This is a genomic window from Mucilaginibacter inviolabilis, from assembly GCF_011089895.1.
Lineage (GTDB): Bacteria > Bacteroidota > Bacteroidia > Sphingobacteriales > Sphingobacteriaceae > Mucilaginibacter > Mucilaginibacter inviolabilis.
The window spans coordinates 326,645-348,175 of the sequence record NZ_JAANAT010000001.1 but is presented as its reverse complement, the minus strand read 5'-3'; the positions used below and the strand labels follow the sequence as shown (position 1 = coordinate 348,175).

General features: G+C 41.3%; 10 protein-coding genes. 1 reads left to right on the top strand and 9 read right to left on the bottom strand.

Annotation, left to right across the window (positions count from 1 at the left end):
• Nucleotides 1–246 precede the first annotated feature (246 nt).
• Both G7092_RS01275 and G7092_RS01270 read right to left on the bottom strand, forming a co-directional pair.
• Nucleotides 247–1,419 (bottom strand): FecR family protein, encoded by a 1,173-nt coding sequence (locus G7092_RS01275; RefSeq protein ID WP_166085411.1) that lies wholly within the window; start codon nt 1,417–1,419, stop codon nt 247–249.
• A 53-nt stretch (nt 1,420–1,472) separates the two neighbouring features.
• A complete protein-coding gene (locus tag G7092_RS01270; protein ID WP_166085409.1) occupies nt 1,473–2,099 on the bottom strand; it encodes an RNA polymerase sigma factor in 627 nt (208 codons plus the stop codon).
• Between the two features lie 264 nt (nt 2,100–2,363).
• Between G7092_RS01270 and G7092_RS01265 the strand changes: the two genes are divergently transcribed.
• A complete protein-coding gene (locus tag G7092_RS01265; protein ID WP_166085407.1) occupies nt 2,364–4,355 on the top strand; it encodes an FUSC family membrane protein in 1,992 nt (663 codons plus the stop codon).
• Between the two features lie 99 nt (nt 4,356–4,454).
• Here G7092_RS01265 and G7092_RS01260 read toward each other — a convergent pair whose 3' ends face one another.
• From G7092_RS01260 to G7092_RS01230, 7 genes are all read right to left on the bottom strand, one after another.
• Nucleotides 4,455–7,052, bottom strand: a complete 2,598-nt coding sequence (locus G7092_RS01260) for a DUF5686 and carboxypeptidase-like regulatory domain-containing protein (protein WP_166085405.1) — start codon at nt 7,050–7,052, stop codon at nt 4,455–4,457.
• 648 nt (nt 7,053–7,700) lie between these two features.
• Complete coding sequence (locus G7092_RS01255) at nt 7,701–9,248, bottom strand: SGNH/GDSL hydrolase family protein (protein WP_166085404.1); 1,548 nt, start codon at nt 9,246–9,248, stop codon at nt 7,701–7,703.
• A gap of 74 nt (nt 9,249–9,322) precedes the next feature.
• Nucleotides 9,323–11,056: a glycoside hydrolase family 99 protein gene (locus G7092_RS01250; protein ID WP_202985190.1), complete on the bottom strand. Its 1,734-nt coding sequence runs from the start codon at nt 11,054–11,056 to the stop codon at nt 9,323–9,325.
• Nucleotides 11,057–11,395: 339 nt separating this feature from the next.
• On the bottom strand, nt 11,396–15,022 hold the full coding sequence (locus tag G7092_RS01245; protein WP_166085402.1) for a glycoside hydrolase family 2 protein: 3,627 nt from the start codon (nt 15,020–15,022) through the stop codon (nt 11,396–11,398).
• Nucleotides 15,023–15,104: 82 nt separating this feature from the next.
• On the bottom strand, nt 15,105–16,235 hold the full coding sequence (locus G7092_RS01240) for a glycoside hydrolase family 99-like domain-containing protein (protein ID WP_166085399.1): 1,131 nt from the start codon (nt 16,233–16,235) through the stop codon (nt 15,105–15,107).
• Between the two features lie 14 nt (nt 16,236–16,249).
• A complete protein-coding gene (locus tag G7092_RS01235; protein ID WP_166085397.1) occupies nt 16,250–17,974 on the bottom strand; it encodes a SusD/RagB family nutrient-binding outer membrane lipoprotein in 1,725 nt (574 codons plus the stop codon).
• A 4-nt stretch (nt 17,975–17,978) separates the two neighbouring features.
• Complete coding sequence (locus tag G7092_RS01230; RefSeq protein ID WP_166085395.1) at nt 17,979–21,215, bottom strand: SusC/RagA family TonB-linked outer membrane protein; 3,237 nt, start codon at nt 21,213–21,215, stop codon at nt 17,979–17,981.
• Between the last annotated feature and the right edge of the window lie 316 nt (nt 21,216–21,531).

The following is a 21,531-nucleotide window of genomic DNA, read 5'->3' as shown; positions in this document are numbered from 1 at the left end:
TTTGCTGAGATAGCCCGATGGCACACAAAAAAATAGGATAATTTTTTTATACATTTGAAATCTGGTTTTATGTAAATATTTTGACAAGAATTATTTCCCAACAGGGGCAAACAAACCGGAAAAATTGGCGGGGGTGCTGCAAACACTTCCGCTTTTTTGTACCCGGCTGAATTGGTTTAAGTAAGTTTTATTTTATCATAGGCTATTAATGCAATTAAATTATTGTTTTGTCAGTATCTTAAAAATCTATTTATTCCTAACAATTATCTTATTCCCGTCAACCTCAAACCGCACATGACCGGTAACTTCAAGTTGCCTTAAAATACGCTGAACATTTGCTGATCTTGGGGTGCTGCCTTCAAATAGGTCGGTATTTTTTAATGTCGCAGGATAAACAACTTCCATATTATACCAGCGTGCTATTTGTCTCATAACTGATAGTAAATCAGTCTTGTTAAATCGAAATAATCCGTTCTTCCAGGCGATCACCAGCTCCGGATCAACAACATTTACCCGTATATCACTGATTCCATTTTTTACCGATGCTTGCTGCCCTGGTTTTAACAGTACATTTTTACCTTGATAATTAATTTTAACGCTACCTTCCAGCAACGTTGTTTTGATAGCAGGCTCATCGTCATAAGCATTAACATTAAAGTGTGTTCCTAAAACTTCAATTGTTTGGCCTTTGGTTAAGACCTTGAAAGGCTTGGCAGCATTATGTGTTACTTCAAAATACACTTGTCCGGTAACTTCTACTGTCCGTTCATTCCCTGTAAAAGAAACCGGATATTTTATGGATGATGCAGCATCAAGAGTAGCTTTGGAGCCGTCTGAAAGTATCAGATCAAATTTTCCACCCCGCGGCGTTATGACTGTATTATAAAGTAAATTTTTACTGTCGCCATCATAAATTATTCTGCCATCGTTGGTCTTTCGGATTGTTGTATTACTTTGTTTGGCTACTGTGCCTGCGGTGGCGGCATTTAATTCTATTTTTTGGCCGTTTGCCAGGATAAGTATTGTTTTAGTATTACCTGGCGCTATTTTACTTGAACCTATACTACTTATTTGTTGGTTGACCCGTGCTTTATGATAAAAATAATATCCAACAGAAATGGAAAGTATTAAAGAAGCAGCTATCGCCCATCGCCTGAACAACAAAAATAGTTTACCATTATTTTTTTCAGATAGCCTTATTCTCCGCTGTAATTTCCGGTATTCATTTTGTGTTACCTGCGTTGCCGCCTCATGCGCTAATAAAATAACTAATGCTTTTTGTGATGCAATATTTTCGCGTTCAGAAGGATTTCTTTTCAACCAATTTTCCCAGTATTCCTCATCTTCAACATTGGTTTTAAGGCAATAGTTGCAAAAACTTTCGTCTGTTAAAAGGTTGAAAATATCTTTATCCTGCATCTTATTGTGTTTATAAGCAATAGAGTACAGGATTTTATTTTTTCACTACTCTTTTATAAAAATTTTTGAAAATAAATTAAACAAAGGAGAGAAAGCAAGGCTAATGCCAGCGAAAAGGCAGAAAGATTATCTTTGCCGATTTCTATTTTCAGTTTTTCCAGGGCTTTGTAAACGGTGTTGTATACTGTATTTATGGAGATGTGGTTAGTTTCGGATATTTCTTTATATGATAATCCAAGATAAAACTTTTGATAAATCATTTGCTTTTGTTTGTAAGGAAGTTTCTCCACAAAAACTTTCAGTATCCGGCTAAGATCATCTTGCGTGTGTTGAGATATATATTGACTTTCTACCGAAGGATAAGCCTGCAGGCCGGGTACCATTTCAATTAGCATGCTTTCATCAATTTCCAGGTTGTCTCTTCGGTATAATTTTCGTAAGAAGGATGATACAATATAATTGTGAAAATTAACTACACTGTATAATTGCCCTTTCTTTTCCCATAAATTAAGGAACAGATCGTTAATATTATCCTTAACCCTATTTACTGAAAAACCTTTTTTTAGCCCTATAAATGAAAGATATTTAAAATAGTGACAATACAATTCATGAAACGCCACTTCGTTCTCTTCATGAACAAATTCGTGCCACTCTTTTATATAGTCTGATCCTTTTTTCAATATTTTTAACCTCTTAAAACAAACTTAATTAAATAGAATAATATTTTGTTAATATAATATTAACCTTTTTAAGTCACTTGCTAATAACATGAAATCTTAATTTATCGATTTCTAAAATAGATACAAATATTCTATTGTACTTTAATCATTTTAATCTATTAACAGGGTATTCTGATAAACTTAATCATATGATATTTATTAGCCTGAAACTTCTGCCGGGAATTATAGTACGGTAATAGGTATTATTATATTTACTTTTGCCCCGTGTTAAACCGCCCTTCATTTTTTTTAGCTTTCCGTTTAAAAGAAAGCGTAATTGATGCACTACGAAACACACTGGTTGTGTTAGCGCCTTTAATATTGCTGTATGCAACCCACCGGCAAATGGCAATTGCGATGGCTGTAGGAGCATTACTGATTAGCTTGACTGATTTACCCGGAAATCGACGCAATAAGACATTGACTGCTTTGCAAAGCATCACTGTATTTTTATTGATCTCACTTTTGTTTTCGGCGGCCTTATCCAAACCTGTAATTACCGGACTGATGCTGGTCGGCTTTACATTTTTACTTTCTATGCTGGCAGCATTAGGTGGACGTTCAACTGTAGTTGGAACTATGGGTATCATACTTATGGTTTTTATTCTTGGTCTGCAACCACATGAGCCTTTAACATTTAGTTTTTACCTGCTGGCAGGCTGTATTTGGTTTTACCTGATAAGCTTGATACAGGTATTTTTATGGCCTTTCCGTTCCTTACATCAAGGTCTAAGGGAGACTTTATCAGCTACGGCTGACTTTTTGAAAGCCAAAGCTAATTGTTATGACCCTAATGTTTCACTGGAGGAAAGCTATCGGCAAATCATCACATTGCATTTACGGGTATCCGAAAAACAAGAATTAGTGAGGCAATTGTTGTTAAGCGACCGCGCAGCAATGCGAAAATCACGACCGCAAGTGAAAAGACTGCTTAACTCTTCTATAAAAGTTATCGGTCTTTATGAACAAATAACGGCGATGCATTATGACTACGAAGTGGTTCGAAGACGCCTGGCTCCTACCGGTGCTCTGATAATTATTACAGAACTCATCAATTTGTTAGCGGAAGAGGCAGACCAATCGAAAAAACGTATACTAACCAGAAAGTTTGAAAGATACCAAGAGTTAAGTATTGAATTGGGCAGGATAGCCATCGGATTGCCAACCGAGGAAAAGGCGGTAGTAAATGGTATTTTGACAAATGTGGGCGCCATACGCCAGCTATTGGAAGATATTCACTTTGATAGGGATAATACGGTGGCAAATTCCAATTTTAACGCTTTTTTACCACGTGGCGATAACTACTGGCAGAAATTTAAACTACAACTCCATTTTCAATCACCAGTGTTGCGGTTTTCGTTACGGTTGGCACTATTATTCGGTATTGGATATCTTGCTACCCTATTTTTCACTAAGGACCATTATAGTTACTGGTTACTGTTAACCATCGTTATTGTAGCACGGCCAAAGCTGGCAGTAACCTGGCAACGGAACCTGGAGCGATTATCTGGAACATTTGCCGGTGTTGTACTCGCGAGCTTGTTTATTTTCCTGATTAAACCAGCTGTTATTTTGTTAGCTATTGCCAGTTTTGCTCTATTGGGCTTTTTTGCCTGGAATCGCCCGAGATATGGGTGGAGCGTTTGCTGTATTACTATTTGTGTAGTGATCTGCCTAAGTTTATATCATGGACAACCAATGGTGATTGTATCGGCCAGGGTTTGGTACTCTCTGGCAGGGTGCGCAGTAGCGTTTGCCGGCATATTTATCTTTCCGGTATGGATCAATATAGAACTAGAAGAACTTGGACGCTTGGCTATGGAGGGTAATCGTTTGTTTTTAGAAGCGGTGGTAAATAGATTGGAACAGCAGGAAATTTGGCTGGCAAGGAAAGAGGCTCATTTGCGATTGGCCAGATTATCTGAAGGGATTCGTCATGCGAGAGTAGAACCGGGCAAGGTTGATCTACCCAGGATAGAGCATATTCAGGTGCTCAACTACCGGATCAATGCCGTCATTATCTCCTTGTTTTTATCAGGACGAAAGTTAAATCACAAGTCTGCTGAGCATACAATAAACTATTTAACTCATGATTGGGTTGGCACTGTATACGCACGAGGAATATCCGAACCGGAAAAGGACAACCATTTATTAAAAGGACAGGGGCTCTTAGAGGAATTGGCCTATACTTTAGCAACCTTTACCAGGAAAATATAGAGAAAAGAATGGTCGCAACCGAAAAGAATACCGCTTATCCAAAGTTATCCTCGAAAGCGGCGCTGATGGGTTTATTAGCTATGGCTGAAGTAAAACTGATCAGAAATCAGGGTTGAAACTTAATTTGATACCATAACGGGATGCGCCAGGATGATCAAGGTAATTAAAGCGTTTTATCCCGTCTATCCGGAGAAACTTAAATATATTCCCAATGCCCACACCTGCTTCAATATAGGGCTTGCTACCAAGTGCATAGGTACCGTTTGCTCCGTTTCCGGCAACCGGAAAGTTATAGAGCCCAGAAGAATAAAGCGGATTGTTTTCATCTCGAAGTCCTCCAAAAAGTATTTTTCCGGTTAAATATTCTCGCCATTTCAAATGTTCTATCAGAGGGATTTTATTCAGGAAAAAACCATTAAAGCTTTGGGTAAGATTAAGGCCAGCATAATGATCACTTACAAATTCAAGATAAGTCATCTGATTATAAGCATCCGGATCATAGGCGATCGATTGATTTGCTGGACTAATACTAAGCAGTGGAAAAGGAACCTTACCATCAAGATAGCCCCCTAAAAGCGTAATATCCGCAAATCCGAGCTGAGAAAAATAAAACCGCTTAAAAATATTAAGCCCTAGCGTGGTATAATTGTACGAACCATTGAATAAACCCTTAATGCCATGATTCACTTGTAAATAAAGTATTGGATATTTACTGTAAATGGTTCTTCGATATACAGTACCCTGCAAAATTTGCTCGTGTGGGGCATAGCGCAGCCCCAGGTCAAGCTCACTTGTTCTTAGATGATCAACAATTTGATCATCCGGAGCATTACGTTGGTACACAAGCCTCCCGGCCGCTTGTTGATCCCAGTTCCGGAAAGCCAGGTTATAGGAGAAATGATTTTCAAAATCTTTAACATATTCAACTTTATATGTCCGGTTATAAATCCAATAGGCGGTAGTACCTGATTGAAAAGAAGACAATGCCGCCTGTTGGTTGATGATCGAAAAATTTTGTCCCGGCACTCCGATATCATATTGATAGGTTAATTTGAAATAATCGTTCGGAAACCGATAAAAAGCCGTTTTATTGGTAGCAATATAAGCACTCAGATCATACTTCATTTGTTTGTCCTTTGTACCATACGCTGTATAACCTTCAAAATATATAGTCTTGCTCAGTGCTGGCGTCGTGCGCCCTCCTACCTGAAAACGTGGGCCTTCTTGGCTGTCATACGAAAAAAACGAACCCACCGGTCCAAGTTGTACCGGTCCCCAACTGGCATAACCACCAGTCAGCGTCGCCGCCACCCAGGTAGCCCGTTTAAATTGCGGCATCTTTTCCAACCTGCTGATACGGGGATAAACCCTTGCTTGTTGAGCTGTCAAGGTATCCGGACGGTGCTGAGTCCAATAAGCAGTATCTGGTTTATCCGCATCCGGTGCAGTTTGCAGATCTTTTCCTTTGTAAAATACCTCCGGAAGTGCTGAGTTCAATAAATAATTAGAAAAAACTACTGTACGCTCACCGTTTACACCAAATCCCTTGTTTTTAAAAACACCAAAGTCTGCCTTAACGTCACTTTTGCTCAGATAATACCGACCGTTTGAAAAAGGTAAAAAATCAAGCCGTATCCTGAGTGAACGCATAAAGTTAATGTTGATATGCTTATTTACATCAAGTTCACAAGACTGTACTGCGAAATGTCCATCCTGGGTAACCAGAAGTTTACCTTCAAACAGGAGATCTCCCTGGTTTCTTGGCGTGAAACTGATCTCGATCAATTTATTTTTCCCAACCTGAATGGTGTCGGTTATGAAAAATTTATAAAAATCGGGCGCATGATCTGCTATGGGGCTCAGGAACTGGTTGGTGATAATAAAAATATTATTAGCGTAGATATCAATCGTATTACCATAAAGACGGTTAAGATATACATCTACACCAGCCGTATCAATAAACTTCAGTATGTTGGACTCCTTCTGCGCTACTAAAATTTTGATGGCCTTTTCCGGCGATTTCCGGTAATAATTCCTGAATACTTTTTCACTGAAATAAGCTGGCAAGAGTGCTTGTTTTTTTTCACCATTCCGGACAGTGTCCAGCATAAATTTATACATTTTGAAAAAACGGTTATTGATCAGAGCGGCGGGGATATCAACAAAAGAGAGATTGATTCGCTCATATTGCTCATATTGAAGATAATCAGCACTCGTCATCCTGTTCTCCTCCTTATGACTAATGACTTCCCTAATCAAATCAACAGCCGGGTTGCCTTTGTTCCTGTAGCGCTTTTTCTTTCCGGAGGTTATGGCAACTTCTTTCAGTTGGGTTTGCCCCCTGCGCATAGATATATTCAAAACATTATCCTTACCGGGTGCTATACTTTTAGTCACTGATTGGTAACCCACATATGAAAATGTAACCCGATTATAACTACCGGGAGCAGACAAATAAAAATCCCCCTGTGGATCTGTCACTATACCATATTTGCTTCCGTTAATTTTCACATTGATTAAAGGAAGCGGGTGATGACCGTCGGCATCCATAACTTTGCCTCTAACAATTGTAAAAACACCGTCGTCCTTACTCACATCTGTGGCCGCGGGTATTGTGTTTTTTTTCCCTCCATCTCCACTGGTTTGCTGAGCACTTACTCCATTGCAAATACCCAAAAAGACTATCAGGACTGCCATCTTAACAAATCGCTTGGGCAAACTGCATAAAACAATACTGCAAACTAAAATCAGTTGTCTGAACAAGGTTATTGACTGTAATTGTTTCAAGGAAGAATATGAAAAATGTGAAGTAGCTATAGCCTCATTTGATTGGGATTGGTAAATACTTAATGGTGTCGAAATTCAACCTCAATTCTGAATATTTTCTGAAAAATTGTCGGCGAATCTCAATAAATCGATAATGTGCATATTCAGACGAACAAGGAAAGTGATACTGAAAAAAAACGAAGAGGCTAGATAAATAGTACATATTTGATTTCTACATCCCAATTTTAAATATCCCGTTAAGTCTTCAACAAGATAGATAATTTTCAGTTCTTTCAGCGGTCTTAACGGAAAAATAATAATGTCCTCAGAAGTTCAAAAAACTCGGGAATGGATTTTAACCTTGATTAAATTACTAAGCAATTGAAAAACAATAATTTATCCAAAAAATACAGATTAAGAATTAGTAGAAAATGCAAAATGACCTTAACAATATCGTTAAAGTCATTTTGCTCTTGAGCTTCAGCATAATTTGAACCCCTTATTCGAAAATCCACAATAAAACACTAGTCTAAGAAGATATTAATGAAAGTACATTCTTGTTGCCATACAAAATATTACTCAATGCAATATTTGTATGGCATCTATTTTAGTAGTAACACTGCCTGTTTTAGCGTGATAGATACGAAACCAGTTGATCGCATTCAAATTTGGTGCACCACCTGTTGTACCTGCACTGGCGAATGTTTTGGTAATCAGATTCCAACCATTGCTGAGCGGACCAATATCCCAGTTATATTCATTAACATCATTGGTGCCTCCGCTGCCAAGCTCAACCTGATTGTTAGTACCTAATTGGTTTGCGTCGGATACATAGTACCAAAATCGTATAGATCCATTAACTGTAGAGGCACCTATATTAATTGGAGTAAATACTTTTTGAAAATCAAGTGTATTACTCCCAACAGTTTGTAATGAACCGTTGCCTTCTTTTTTATCCGAAGTGTTCAAACTCAAAGTATTCGCCGATGTCCATCCGCTGGTGAGGTCGCAGTGGTCAAGATACAATGGAGCCGGTGGCATGCCGCCGGTTAAATAGGAGGCTAAAATAGGCTTTAACAGGTTGGCTACCTTTATATGACCATCCACACTGGGATGCACACCTGAGTTTCCTGTATAATCGGCACTATTGGGAGTCAGCCAACCATTGGTGTCAATATAATGGAGCTTAGTATCGCCGGCGGCTATCCGCGCGTTTACTGCAGCCAGAGTTGGGCTGGTCTTAACTCCCATTAAGGTACGCATTACAAATATTTCGGTATTGGGGAATTTTGCACGTATATTGGTCAAAAAAGATATATAATCGGTTTGAAAGGTATCATCCGGTACGCTGGTGCTGTTATCATTCTGCCCTAGGTTAATCACGATTATCTTTGGCGTATACACGCTGAAATCCCATACGGGCGAATTTGCATTAGCCAGTGAACGTGCCTTAAAATATTGTAGGTCCATGCCTGTTTTATCCGTATTGAGACCAAAACCATTTACCAAAGCAATACCGGGATAAGCAATTTGCGTATGCTCGGCACCCAGCGCTTCGGCACAAACCCAGGCATAATCGGATACGTTAGCCTGCGGATCGGTATAACCAGCAGTAATAGAATCACCGATATATTCTATCAGATCGGCACCGGTTGATGGTGCGCTGGTAACTGCTCCCGCATCCAGTATTAAACCCTGAAAGTTAAACACATAGCTATAATCTTTACCCTGCGCCACGCTTAGTGTGTGCGTCCCTGCAGACAAGGGCGTTGGCGTTAAATCAATAGTTCCGCTGGCTCCAATATAGCTTACCCAGGGTCCGTTATCAATCCGGGCGTAGTAATTGGTTGTATTACCTACTTTGAGCTTAGCGGTAGTACCTGTAAAATTCACTTTAATATAAGCGCCTCCCCAATAACTTAAATATTGCGTGGTACTGCTAAAATCCCAACGACCAAAATATTTAATATTAGTATCGCCCAAAGCACCATTGCCAGGTGCGGTATTAACTGATATATTTTTTGTTGCAGATGCAGATAATTTGGCTGATATGGGCAGTTCCTTTTTCGCACAACTCATACATAGGTAACCGATTACTATCAATAAGGTAAATGTTATTTTTTTCATTGTTAAATGATTTTCACAAGCAGAAAGAACCGTTCCCGGTTCTTCCTACGTAAAGATTTTGTATTGGTAAGCTATTAATGTATAACGGTTATGGCATCAACCCGGGTAGTAATACTGGCTGTTTTAGTATGATAAATACGAAACCAGTTGAGAGCAGCCAAATTAGGTGTCCCTCCAGTTACAGTTGCGGTATTGAATGATTTGGTGATCAGATTCCAGCCGTTTACCAGCGTGCCGATGTTCCAGCTGTATTCATTTACATCGGCGGCTCCCCCACTACCTAGCTCTATCTGGTTGTCGGTGCCAAACTTACTGGCATCAGACACGTAATACCAGAATTGGATGGAACCGTTAGCAACCGTCGCACCTGTATTAACTGCGGTAAAGTTTTTCTTAAACTCATCCGTACCGCTACCAACAGACTGTAAAGCTCCGGTTCCCTCCTGCTTATCTGTTGTGTTTACCGAAAGCGTGTTACTGGATGTCCAACCAGTAGTGGTATCACAATGATCAATAAATACAGTGGTTGTAGTTCCCCCCACTACAAATGGCGTAGGGTGCGTGAAAGTAAGTGGAATCTGCCCTTTGATCATCTTGCCGCCATCATTGGTAAGCCGTAAATAATAATCGGACGATACGTGCACACCATCAGCATCAAGCGTTAAAAAATATTGGTTGGTTGGTATCATCGAGGCGTCTTCGGCAGCTTTGGCGATGGCTGTTGCCTCGTCATATTCATCAAACATGCCTACGTACACATTGCCTATACCCTGGTTGCGTACATTGGCAAATTGCTCCCACATCAGATCGCCGTGCTGGCGGGGAATCTGATTTTGTGCACCGCCATTCCAGTTTGACCACGAAAAACCAGGAAACACCTCTGCCTGATAATCTATACCGTTTGAGTTACAATAGGCAAAATCTGCACTAAGGGTTGATACATAGGAGTCGGCACCAGCAACATCGCTAAAAGTACCAGTAGCCCAGGGCATGATCATATTGGCCAAATTAAAAGCAGGTAAATTAGCAGTTTGCGATCGCCAATTGCGCGGGCCGCCGATGATCACATAGCATCCCTGGTTTTTAAAATAGTTGATCACATCTGTATAAGAATTTACATCGCCCGGGCGGCCGGATACACCAAAACCCCATATACAAATTACCGGCTTGCCATTTTGCATGGCATAGGCAGCTGATGATGTAAGATGGAGCGAACCCACAATATCGTTAGTCCAGTCAGTTTTTATTTCCGATTGAAAATTAGTCCAGCCAGAAATATCATACATCACATAAAACTTACGTCCATAAGTTTGAGCAGCATTCATTACCCGTGTAGCAATGCCATCTAATTGCGCGTTGCCTTTGCCAAAACGCTGCAAGGCGGCACAATCAATACCATATTGCTGCATCCAAGAGAAGTGTGTATTTACGGTTTGCACATCCCAGGGCGAAAACAGCTTGGCTGGCTGCCCATTACCTAAATTGGCATACCCTGTTTGATAAGAGTTGGTATACTCCCGCATATCTGGCCAGAGCTCAAATGTTTGGTGTCCTGGCGATGGTGCTGCACCGCCAGCATTGCCGGCCCAGTGTACCCAATGGTTATTAGGAGATCCGTCTCCTGTTGCTGAAAACCAGCCCTGATAACCGACTACCAACTTACCCACAACATCACCCGGAGGCGAACCCTGCGTATTCAGTTTGCCCTTCCCGGCTGCGCTCGGTGCATCAACAGGCATGTTTTTTTTAGTACAGCTAACGGATAGTCCCATGATGGCCGCTAAGCATAAAATGTTCATTTTTCTCATTTGGTTTGTATTTATAGGTTAGTAAATGCAAAAGGTTATCAATTGGCAATGAAAATTGCAGCAGCGCCTAAAAGACACAAGCCATTACCAATCAAGCATATAGCAAACCACCATCCTCACGACGGGGAATAGAACAAACACGATTCATTAAAGACTAGTACCTATAGTTAATGTATTAAATAGGCACGATAATAATTGGTTATAAACACTAATTTCTTTTTAAACATTAATCAATACTTAAAAAAAGCTTAATGGATTATATATTTTGATAGTATTTTAATATTAAAATAACTTATTCCAGGGCTCATATTAGTTATTCGCAAACAACCATTATTCGCTTTAACGGGTTAAATCAAACAGCATATTAACCAATAATTTACCTGCAACAGGATCCGTAACTGCTTTATCGAGCCTGATTTCTGATAACAATACTGCTCCCCTATCATCGTTTATTTTAACAATGGGAAATCCTTTGATCTTATCAAGTGCATGCATCCGTTCGGTAACATTGCCAGAGAGATAGCCATGTATTTTTATAAACGATGCCAGTGCCTCCACATGCGCATCACGATTAATACGGTAAGCGCCCGATACTACCGATGGACTTTCACGCAGGTTATTATTTAGGTAACGCATTTCCAAAGGTTCAATTCCATCAAATACCGGGGATTCTGGGATATCGATATTAGCGATCTCACTCCTTTCTTTAAGTACGCTCCTGATGTATTCCGGATATAAAGCATGTGCCATATCACCAGAACTAGAGAGCAAAACTTTTCTTCCGTCGTGAACCAGCTTCCTGATCTGTTTAAGATCAGAAGTTGTGGTGTTTATAGAGTCAAGTCCTGAGAGCAAATAAACATCTGCCTTTTGTTTTAGCGCATTTGTGAGTGTGGATGAAGCCGTATACTGAATGCCTAAACATTTCAACGCGGTAGTTATGTGATCATTAACGTCAAATACAGCTATCTTTTTACCTGATAGCTTATCGGTCCGCAGACCAAGTTTTGTAGCCAACAATACTTCATAACTATTTTCAGAAACAGTTTTACCATTGACTATCAATTGCAACTGTAACCGCGCCTCTTGTTTTTGCCGGGGTAGATTTTCGGGGATATTGATCTGCGGCTCTATCCAGTGACGGGTGTAATGATCAACATGTGGCACGGCGATATTGCCGCTCGCCAGTACAATATCTTTATCTCCCGTGAGTTTCCATTGCAGCGTTGATGCGGGTAATACGGAGCCATTTTCCTGATCGTTAATAACACAGACACGCACGGGCAATTTGGTACCGGTGTAAAAGTGCCGCCCCCAAAGTTCGGCTGATACCAGCACTGGCTGCAAGGCTTTTTGCATATCGTAATATACCGGGAACGGCTTAATATGATCATGTTGATAAACATTGGTAAACCAGGTGATCAATGCAAAATGTAATATCCCAGCCGAGCGATCATCGCTGCGACGCAAGGCTTCGGCAAGCTCTTTGGTAATAAAAGCCTGCGGTTTCATAAAATAAGCAGGATCATTGTATTCATAGGTAAATTTACCAGCCAGCGACTCCGGGTTTTGATGGACATAATTATAGAAGCGGGTGGCATGGCCTGTTTCATCCGTATAACCGGTCGACATTTCCTGGCTGATGAGCGGGCGTCCATTATTTTTATACCTTTGCTGCCACTCTCCCTTAAAATAGCTAAATATAGAGTAGTCGTACCAGTTGAGGTAAGCATGCTGATCGTCGATATCCCCGTCATCAATGTCTTTATAAAAATCGTCACCGAAACGTTTGGTATTGCGGCGATAGTTGGAGTCGAACACAATTGGGCGTGTAGGGTCGATCAGCCGCATGTGTTTAACCACATCAGATATGATCTTCATTTTTATCTTTGCTCTCTCTGTATCGGGGTCGTTATCATAAAACTTCATCTCGTTATTTACCGTCCAGATCCATAATGAAGGATGATTGCGATATTTTTTTAACAGATCATAAAATTCCTGTTTCCACAAATCGATGAGATTTTGCGAGGGCATACTGCTACTCAGAAACAACCACGACCAGGTGCCTTCATAACTTACACCAATACCGTTTTTATCAAAGGCATCCATCCAGGTTTCGGTACCCGGAACGGTATGGGTGCGGGTAACCATCATATTGCCCTTGTTCATAAGTTTAGTAAAAGTATCTGCCAGCAGGGTATCATTAGGCGCCAAGCCAAGTGGTGTTTGATTGGCACCCCGCAACCAGTAACGTTTGCCATTCAAATACAGATAATCCCCTTCGGCCTTAAAGGTCCGGAAACCGGAACGGATAATTTTCGAATCTGTTAGATCCCTATTAGTAGTTGTCAGCTTAAAATTAAAATCATAAAGATTGGGATGTTCCGGCGACCATATTCTGGGTTGCAAACCAGTTATGGCCGCAGTAAAGGTTCGCTCCTCTCCTGGTTTCAGTTCCTGCTGATCAAGTATCGTATGATTATACAATACATCATTGGGTTGTACACCGTTTATATCCGCGACAATTGAAAACGGCACCCCTTTATCGGTATAATTTTTTACTGTGATATCCAGATCAGCTCCCGTGAGATTAGGCTTAATAAATACATCCTGTATGCGCACCGGATCAGTGATGATCAACGATACCGGCTGCCAGATGCCTGCCGGGTCATCGTCAAAAAAACCATGCGCCAGGTCCTTCATCATTTTCTGGGTAACAGGCACAGTGACCGCAACGTCCATTACTTTATCAGCATCTTTAATATCCTTTACATAATCTCGGGTCACTTTTACTGCAACCAGATTTTTGCCGGATTTAAACAGACCTGTACCGTCTACTTCAAAATTGCCGAACATACCGATGTGGCTCCCGGCCTTGTGCCCATTGATATACACCTCGGCCACTTTTGATACGGCGTCAAATGAAAGCTGCAGATTTTTGGCGCCAATGTTGTTTGGCAGATTGATCCATTGACGATACCAGCCTACGCTTGTTTTTTTGTAATCAAAAGTATAGGCCTCGCAACGCTCAGTTTCTTTCTGATAATAGTTATCTGCCACACCCTTGCTGTCGTTGTTGTACTTTTCGCCATGCAACCAAACACGTATGGGATTCCAAAAATTGGGAATGGTTAATATATGCCAGTTTTTATCGTTCTCTTCGGGTAAGACCGCTTTCGTCTGATCTGTGATTTCATACCCTGGTGAAAACAGCCATTTACCATTAAGAGAAACAAGAGTACGCCCACCTGCTAATTGTTCTACAGAAACCGGCTTATAAGTAGCACGTTGCTGTTTGCGTAAAGCCTCCTTATCTTTTACAGTTACAGCATATTCTTGTATACGGTTGCTTTTCAGTTGATCCTCCCGCATCGGTTTAATAACCAGATCATCAAACTGGTTAGTGATCCAACTACCGCCCAGGGTTACCTTACCCTGTGGCGACAGATATGCTAGTGAGTCAACAATATCAATACGAGGTAAACTTTCATTGTTTAAAAACACCCTGATCCGTTTGTCGCTTACCTGCACCCTGAAATTATACCACTTACCAGGTTCTGGATGAAAATCCAAGTGGCGCAGCGCCAGGAAATCATCACTACCCATATACCCCAATCGGGCCAAGTAAATATCCTGCTGGATTCCTCCTTTAAGCATCAGCATATACCGGTCATCGCGGTTTCCGGCCCTAAAACCGGCACATATCTGAACCTGTTTGGCGGTATCCGGCACCCTCGCTTTGAAACTGATCTCATAATTCTTCCAATCGGCATCGCCAAAACTTATATATGCGTCTTTGGTAGTTAATATCCCATTGGCAACATGACATTCGCCACGACCTGTTTTTTCATACTGGTGACCAGGATTTTCAAAATTTTCAGTTAGGCTATTATCTTGTGCGTATAAACTGCCGCCAGTAAAACCAAACAGTATCAGTGTGCTTAAAGCTTTTGTAAGTACGTTCATTAGTAGATATCAATGTTATGTTGCATCACTCCGGATGCTATGAGCAGCAGACACGCCATCTGCCCGTCTGCTGCTGTTTTATTTAGTTCAATTTAAAAGCTTGTCGGGTAATATCCAGGTAAGTATAGCCATAAGCTTGTGTAGGCTCAATTTGTGAATCGACCGAAAAATTATTAAAAGAGTCGACAAAGATGAGCCTGCTTTTGGACGCATTACGTTTGGCTACATTAGTAAACGTTTTGTACCAGCTGCCATCAGCAGTACGTTGAACGCTGAGTTGGTTGGTTGTTGGATTATTGATTTGATAATTATAGCCAGCCATTACGCAGGGTACAAACTCCATGTTCCAGGCCTCAATGGTCTTTTTCCAGTAAGCCCAATTCTGATCGGTATATTGGGGAAAATTCCAATAACGATCATTATCCCCGGCCACATCGCCCATATTGGCTTCGTACATGGCATCGGTACAGTTTTGGAAACGATAATAATAACGTTCTGGCGGCGACCAACGGTTTTGCATCCCCACAATATACAGGTCGAAACCCAGAGCCGATAAATTAGCTCGCAGCTGTTTATACAATGCTACATTATCATTTGAGTTCAAATCCTGCGCGTTGTTAATGATGAGCAGGTATTTGCCGTTAACTTTTTGATAATTGGCTTTACCCAGAAAAAAAGCGAGCCTTTTAAAATCATTATAAAATGCCGTTAGTTTTGATGGGGAGGTTTCAATGGTTACTCCATTACCTGTAGTACCGCCCGAATTGGTGATACCTAACAAACCGGTATTGAGATTATAGGAAAGCGCAAATTTTATACCTGCGCTATTGGGCGCAGTCAAAAACGCATTTACAGTGGTTGAATCGATCAGGTAATTTTTGGTATCAAGCGAGGGTGAACGTACCGAGAATATAAAGTAATCAATTTTTGCAATGCCAGCGTCGACAATGTGTTGCTGCATTACTCCATCAGGAGGCAAGCCGTTGGTATAGCCATATTTACCCACAGTTGGTATTTGTGCAACATTGGCATTAAGGGTAGTAAAACTATAATAAAATGCCCCTACCGTATAGTTGGATGTTACAGGGACATCTGGTATTTGGTAATTCAAAAAATTATCTTTTACACTTGGATCGTTTTTTTTACAAGATAATAGCTCTACTGACATTAACAATATCAACAGGCTGTAACGATATATATATTTCTTTTTCATATGTCTGTTATTGATTAATAAGTAGATAGTACGGTATACTTTATACCTGCCGCGGTAAGGTCTTCAATGTTATTACCATACCACTTTTGGACAAAGCTCAGGTCCACAAAAGCATGTGCCTTTGTCCAGTCGGTTGGGGTATATTGGGGTTCTATTTTTAGAGGGGTAAATACATAATCGCCGCCGCCCAATAGTTTTACTCCATTGGCATTACCTATAGGATTGTTTTGAACCTCATTCTTGATAGGATAAATCCATCGGTCATTAAGGTTGGAGTAAGTAGTGAGCACGTTAACGCTACCCGGGTTGGTATGCGGTGGCAGTACTAAATTGCGTGTGCGGCGTTGTAATACCCAGGCTTCAAAGGCTTCATCGTCAAAAAAGTTTATCCACTCCTGTATCCATATTTTGGTTAGGTTATCAGCCGGGGTGCTGGTATTGATAAAACCCAGATCATAATTAAACCCTTTACCTGCAGTACCCCATTTAATGCCGCCCTGTGCCTGGTAGGCGGCAGCCTGGGCAGGTGTTAATCCCCAAAAAGCAAAATTTGCATTGATACCTGCATAATAATATTGATCGGCTGTTTGCGACCCTCCATAGCCTCGCTGAGCCGCTTCAGCCTTCATAAAGCACACCTCTGCGTAGGTCATCATATAAAATGGCCTGGTGGCAGCCGTTAACGCCGATGGCAGGGTACTAAAATTAACCGGTACCGTAGATCCGGCAAAGGGTGGATTTTGAAGTCCCCATTGACTTAAAAGCGCCGGTGACTTGGGTTGCCCCAAATGCGGAATAGGATAAACGACCACATAATGAAGGTTGTCCTTTCTACTTGTCAGCGTATCCTGAATATTAAAAGGCGTTGCAGCCTTGTTAAAATAGGCATCCAGGCGCGGATCATGATAGGAACGGAAATAAGTGAACACATAATCGCTCATAACAGGTGTGGCCGTGCCCTGGTAGGATGTACCCTGTACCAACATCACGTTATAAGGTGATTGACTGCCTGTAGCTGTGCCATAGGTTAGTTTAGGATCATCTGCGTCTGAGCCAATTAACGAGTTTTCGTTAGTCATCAGTTCACGAATATTGGCAGCAGCCAGGTCTGGCAGGTTATTTTGCACAGTTAAAGCAATACGCAGTCGCAGGGTATTGGCAAATTTTACCCATTTGGTCATATCGCCATTGTATATCACATCGGGGTTAAACTTATCACCCGAAGGGTTGATGGCGGCAGCATCAGCTTTCAGACGGGTAAGTAATGAGGTATAAATACTATTCTCGTCGTTATACTCTACATCGCTGTTATCTGTTTTGCCTGCGTTATCATAAGGTATGGGCCCATAACAACCTACCAAGTAAGTATATACATAACACTCCCATATATCGGTAATAGCCATTCGGTTAGTATAAGCAGGATTGCCCAGGTATAGTTTTTTAAGCTGACGTGTAGACCCTAATACATTGGCATAAAGCAAGGTCCAAGTGGCTCCACCACCGTCGTCACCGCCAAGATAACGCCCGGCTGGGTCAATCAAATGTGAGTATTCCCATAGGAAAATCACATTATTGGATTCAAACTTGTTAATGGTATTTACAAAGGCCCCCGTTAATACAGCCTCTGGCGCCGCCGACGGGAAACTGGCCGGATTCGTATTGATATTGGTAAAATCCTTAGTACAGGATACGGCAAAAGCAATAAGCAATACCGTTGAATATATGATGATCTTTTTCATGATTTTATAGCGAGAATTTTAAGTCGACACCATAGGTTGCATAAGGAAGCGATCCGCCCACTTCAAGTCCCTGGGCATTGCTCGAATAAGCAGCAGATTCAGGATCGATACCACGCGGCGTTTTCTGAAAGATTGTCCATAGGTTACGCCCCACTAATGATAGCGTAGCCAATCTGAACGGCGTACCTCTCAGCAGTCTTGATGGTAATGAATAGCCTATAATTACCTGCGATAGTTTTACATAGGAGGCATCATAAGTATATAAATGCGATATGTGGTTGGTTTGCTGCCAATAGGTTTGTGGCGAAATATATTTGGTATTCGGCGCCGACAAATTAGCCACGTAATTACCGTTAGCATCTACAATAGGCTGCCCGTTGCTGCCCAGCACCGGATAGTAGCCTTGGTAAATGGATCCTTTCACACGACCGGCTGCCGGATACGGCAGGTTATATATGCTCGTTATTCCATTTTGCTCATTAGCATTTTCGCCGAGTACACCATCGCTGAATAACCATGCATCACGTCCGCCCAATGTTTGTGTAGCCACACCTGATATAAAGTAACGATATCCCGTACCCGAAAACAATGATCCACCAATACGGCTTGATACCAGGAAGTTGAATGAAAAATTCTTATATCTAAAGTTTGATCCAAACGACATCAGCGCGCGTGGACTTGCATAGCCTACAATAGGGTTTACCGTAGTAAAATAAGGTATCCCAGTGGTGGGATTAATAATGGCATGACCATCGGACGAGTAAGCCTGATCCTGCGCCCTGATCACACCTATGGGTTTGCCTACTTCTGCGTAAACACCTGCAGTAACCGCCCCGCCCAGGTATACAGATGGGATACCCGGCGTTAAAGATTTAACCAAATTGCGATTGAGTGAGAAGTTATAGGTAGCATCCCAGCTAAAGTTTTTGGTACGGATGGGGGTGCCTGTGAGCGTAACTTCCACCCCTTTGTTCTGAATTTCGCCGGCATTTAATATTTGTGTAGTAAAACCAAACTCCGGAGGAGTATTGCCAGTAAGTAACTGATTCACCGTTTTTGATTTGTAAACATCCGCATCAATACTTAGCCGGTTATTCATAAAATGCAGCTCCAGACCCAATTCAGTTGAGGTAGTGAGCTCGGGTTTCAGGTTTTTATTTTTTAACTGCGACTCAAACGTCATATAATTAATGCCGTTAAAGTTGCCTGAGTTTACAAAAGCGTTGTACAGGTTATAGGGACTTGTATCGTTACCCACACGGGCTATCGACGCCCTGATCTTGCCAAAATTCAGAAAGTTGGGCGATATGCTTTTCCAAAGCTCTGTAAATACAAAGCTGGCGCTTGCAGATGGGTAAAAGAACGATGCATTTGCAGGAGGTAGCGTTGACGACCAGTCGTTTCTGCCGGTCAAATCAAGATAAAGGAAATCTTTATATCCAAAATTGGCGGTACCGTAAACTGAATTTACCTGCGATCTTAAAAAAGACTCATTAGCCGTAATAATACTGGTAGTATTTGCCAGGCTACGTACATCATGAACTGCCAGCGACGATGTGCCTGCGCTGGTGTTGTAATAATCTGTTTTACGCAGATTTCCACCCACATTGGCTACAATGGAGAAATCGGAGATTCGTTTGTTGTACATCAACAAGCCCTCAGTATTCCATATTTTGTTATTTTGCTGAAACTCAGTGTAGGAACCGTTGATATTGGACAGTGAACCCTTTTGAATAAAAGTGTATCGGTTGCCCCACAATAAATTACCCGATTCCTGTGCGCGAAACTGCAGATCTTTAAAAATCTTAATAGTAGCGGTAACCCCGCCAATTATGGTATTGTGAATATCCTGGTTACCATTTTCGTTGATATCCCAATAAGGATTTTCGATGCTGCCGTTACCCCCTCCGTTAAAGGCATTTCCATTAGCATCTTTCCATGGTATCAGGCTGCTCAATGGTATACTGGTTACCGCGTTGATCAAATAGTTAAGCGGATTTGCCGGATCTTCATTGCGATAAGTACGGTTGGTTACCCTTTCCTGTATATATTGCAAACGCGTCTCGATCTTGATAAAGGGTGTAAAATCCTTACTGGTATTTAGTTGAAAGTTATTCTTAGCCACTTGATTTTGCTTTTGCACCACATCATTAGCATCATACCGGGTATAAGAAAAACGAATAGCTGAATTATCGGTAGCATTGCTGAAAGCCACATTTTGCGACGACGCCCCCCCTACTTTATACAAACCGGTAACCGTTTCAGGGTTGGGTGAGTAGGTAGTTTGTTTACCATCAAAGGTTAAATATGGCTGCCCAAGCATAGGTACCCCCCAGTTACGACCTCCTCCTGTACCCGCCTGTATCACGCCGGAACCTAATGGCCCTACCAGTGTACCGGACAGCCTGCCATTGCCACCCTCACCATACACGTTCTGAAATTCAGGAAACTGTAGTACCCGGGATGCCATGTAATTGCTATTTACAGAAATGCCCATACCTGCATTTTTCTTACCTTTTTTTGTAGTGATCAGGATAGCACCATTGGCAGCTTTTGAGCCATATAGAGCAGCTGCATTGGGGCCTTTCAGCACCTCCATACTTTCAATATCATCAGGGTTAAGGTCCGCGGCATTATTACCATAGTCAAGATTACCTACCTGCCCATTAGAGTCGTTATTATCAATAGGTACACCGTCAACCACCCATAATGGCTGGTTATTGCCTGTAATGGAATTAGCACCACGAATCTGTACCTTGGTCGACCCCGTCGGCTGGCCGCTGGTTGATATCTGCAGGCCAGAAACCTTACCATCAAGCAAATCGGTAATATTGCCTGCGCGGGCTTCTGTCATCTCGTTTACATTTACACTTTGTTGCGCTACACCCAACGATTTTTTTGCCCTGGGAATATTGAGCGCGCTGATCACCACCTCGCTGAGATCTTTAGAGTCAGGCAATAGTTTGATATCGATTACTGTTTTCCCGGTGGTACTTACTTCCTGGGCTTGGTAACCCACAAATGAAAACACCAGCACATTACCACTAAGGTTTCCTAAATCAAGGGAATAAATGCCGTCTTTGTCGGATACCGTCCGGCGTTGAGTTTGTTTAAGAGTGACCGTAACCCCTGGTAGTGGCACCCCGGTTTCATCGATCACCTTTCCTTTAATAACATGGCTTTGTGCAAAACTGCTTAACGCCATCCATGTTAAACACAGAATACATAAAAGTTTCTTCATGCTTAAGATTTAATTGGTTTAAAATTGGACTAATTGGTGTCGCTAAATAAATCGTAATCCTTAATGAAACCTTAAACATTCCTTAACTGGCAAAAAAAAAGGAGAATATTAAATTATTTTAAATAAAAGACAATCAATTAGTTAACAAAAACCAATCGATACACTAAACCTTAATGGGATCAATCGAGCAGAATGGCAGACTGTTAACAAGTCAAGGTTAGTGTATTAAACATGATGCAATAACTTTATTGCACATGTGTTTCTGATAGCTATTCCTAAAGATTGCGTTGTGATTGTGCTTTTATACTTTTAATTT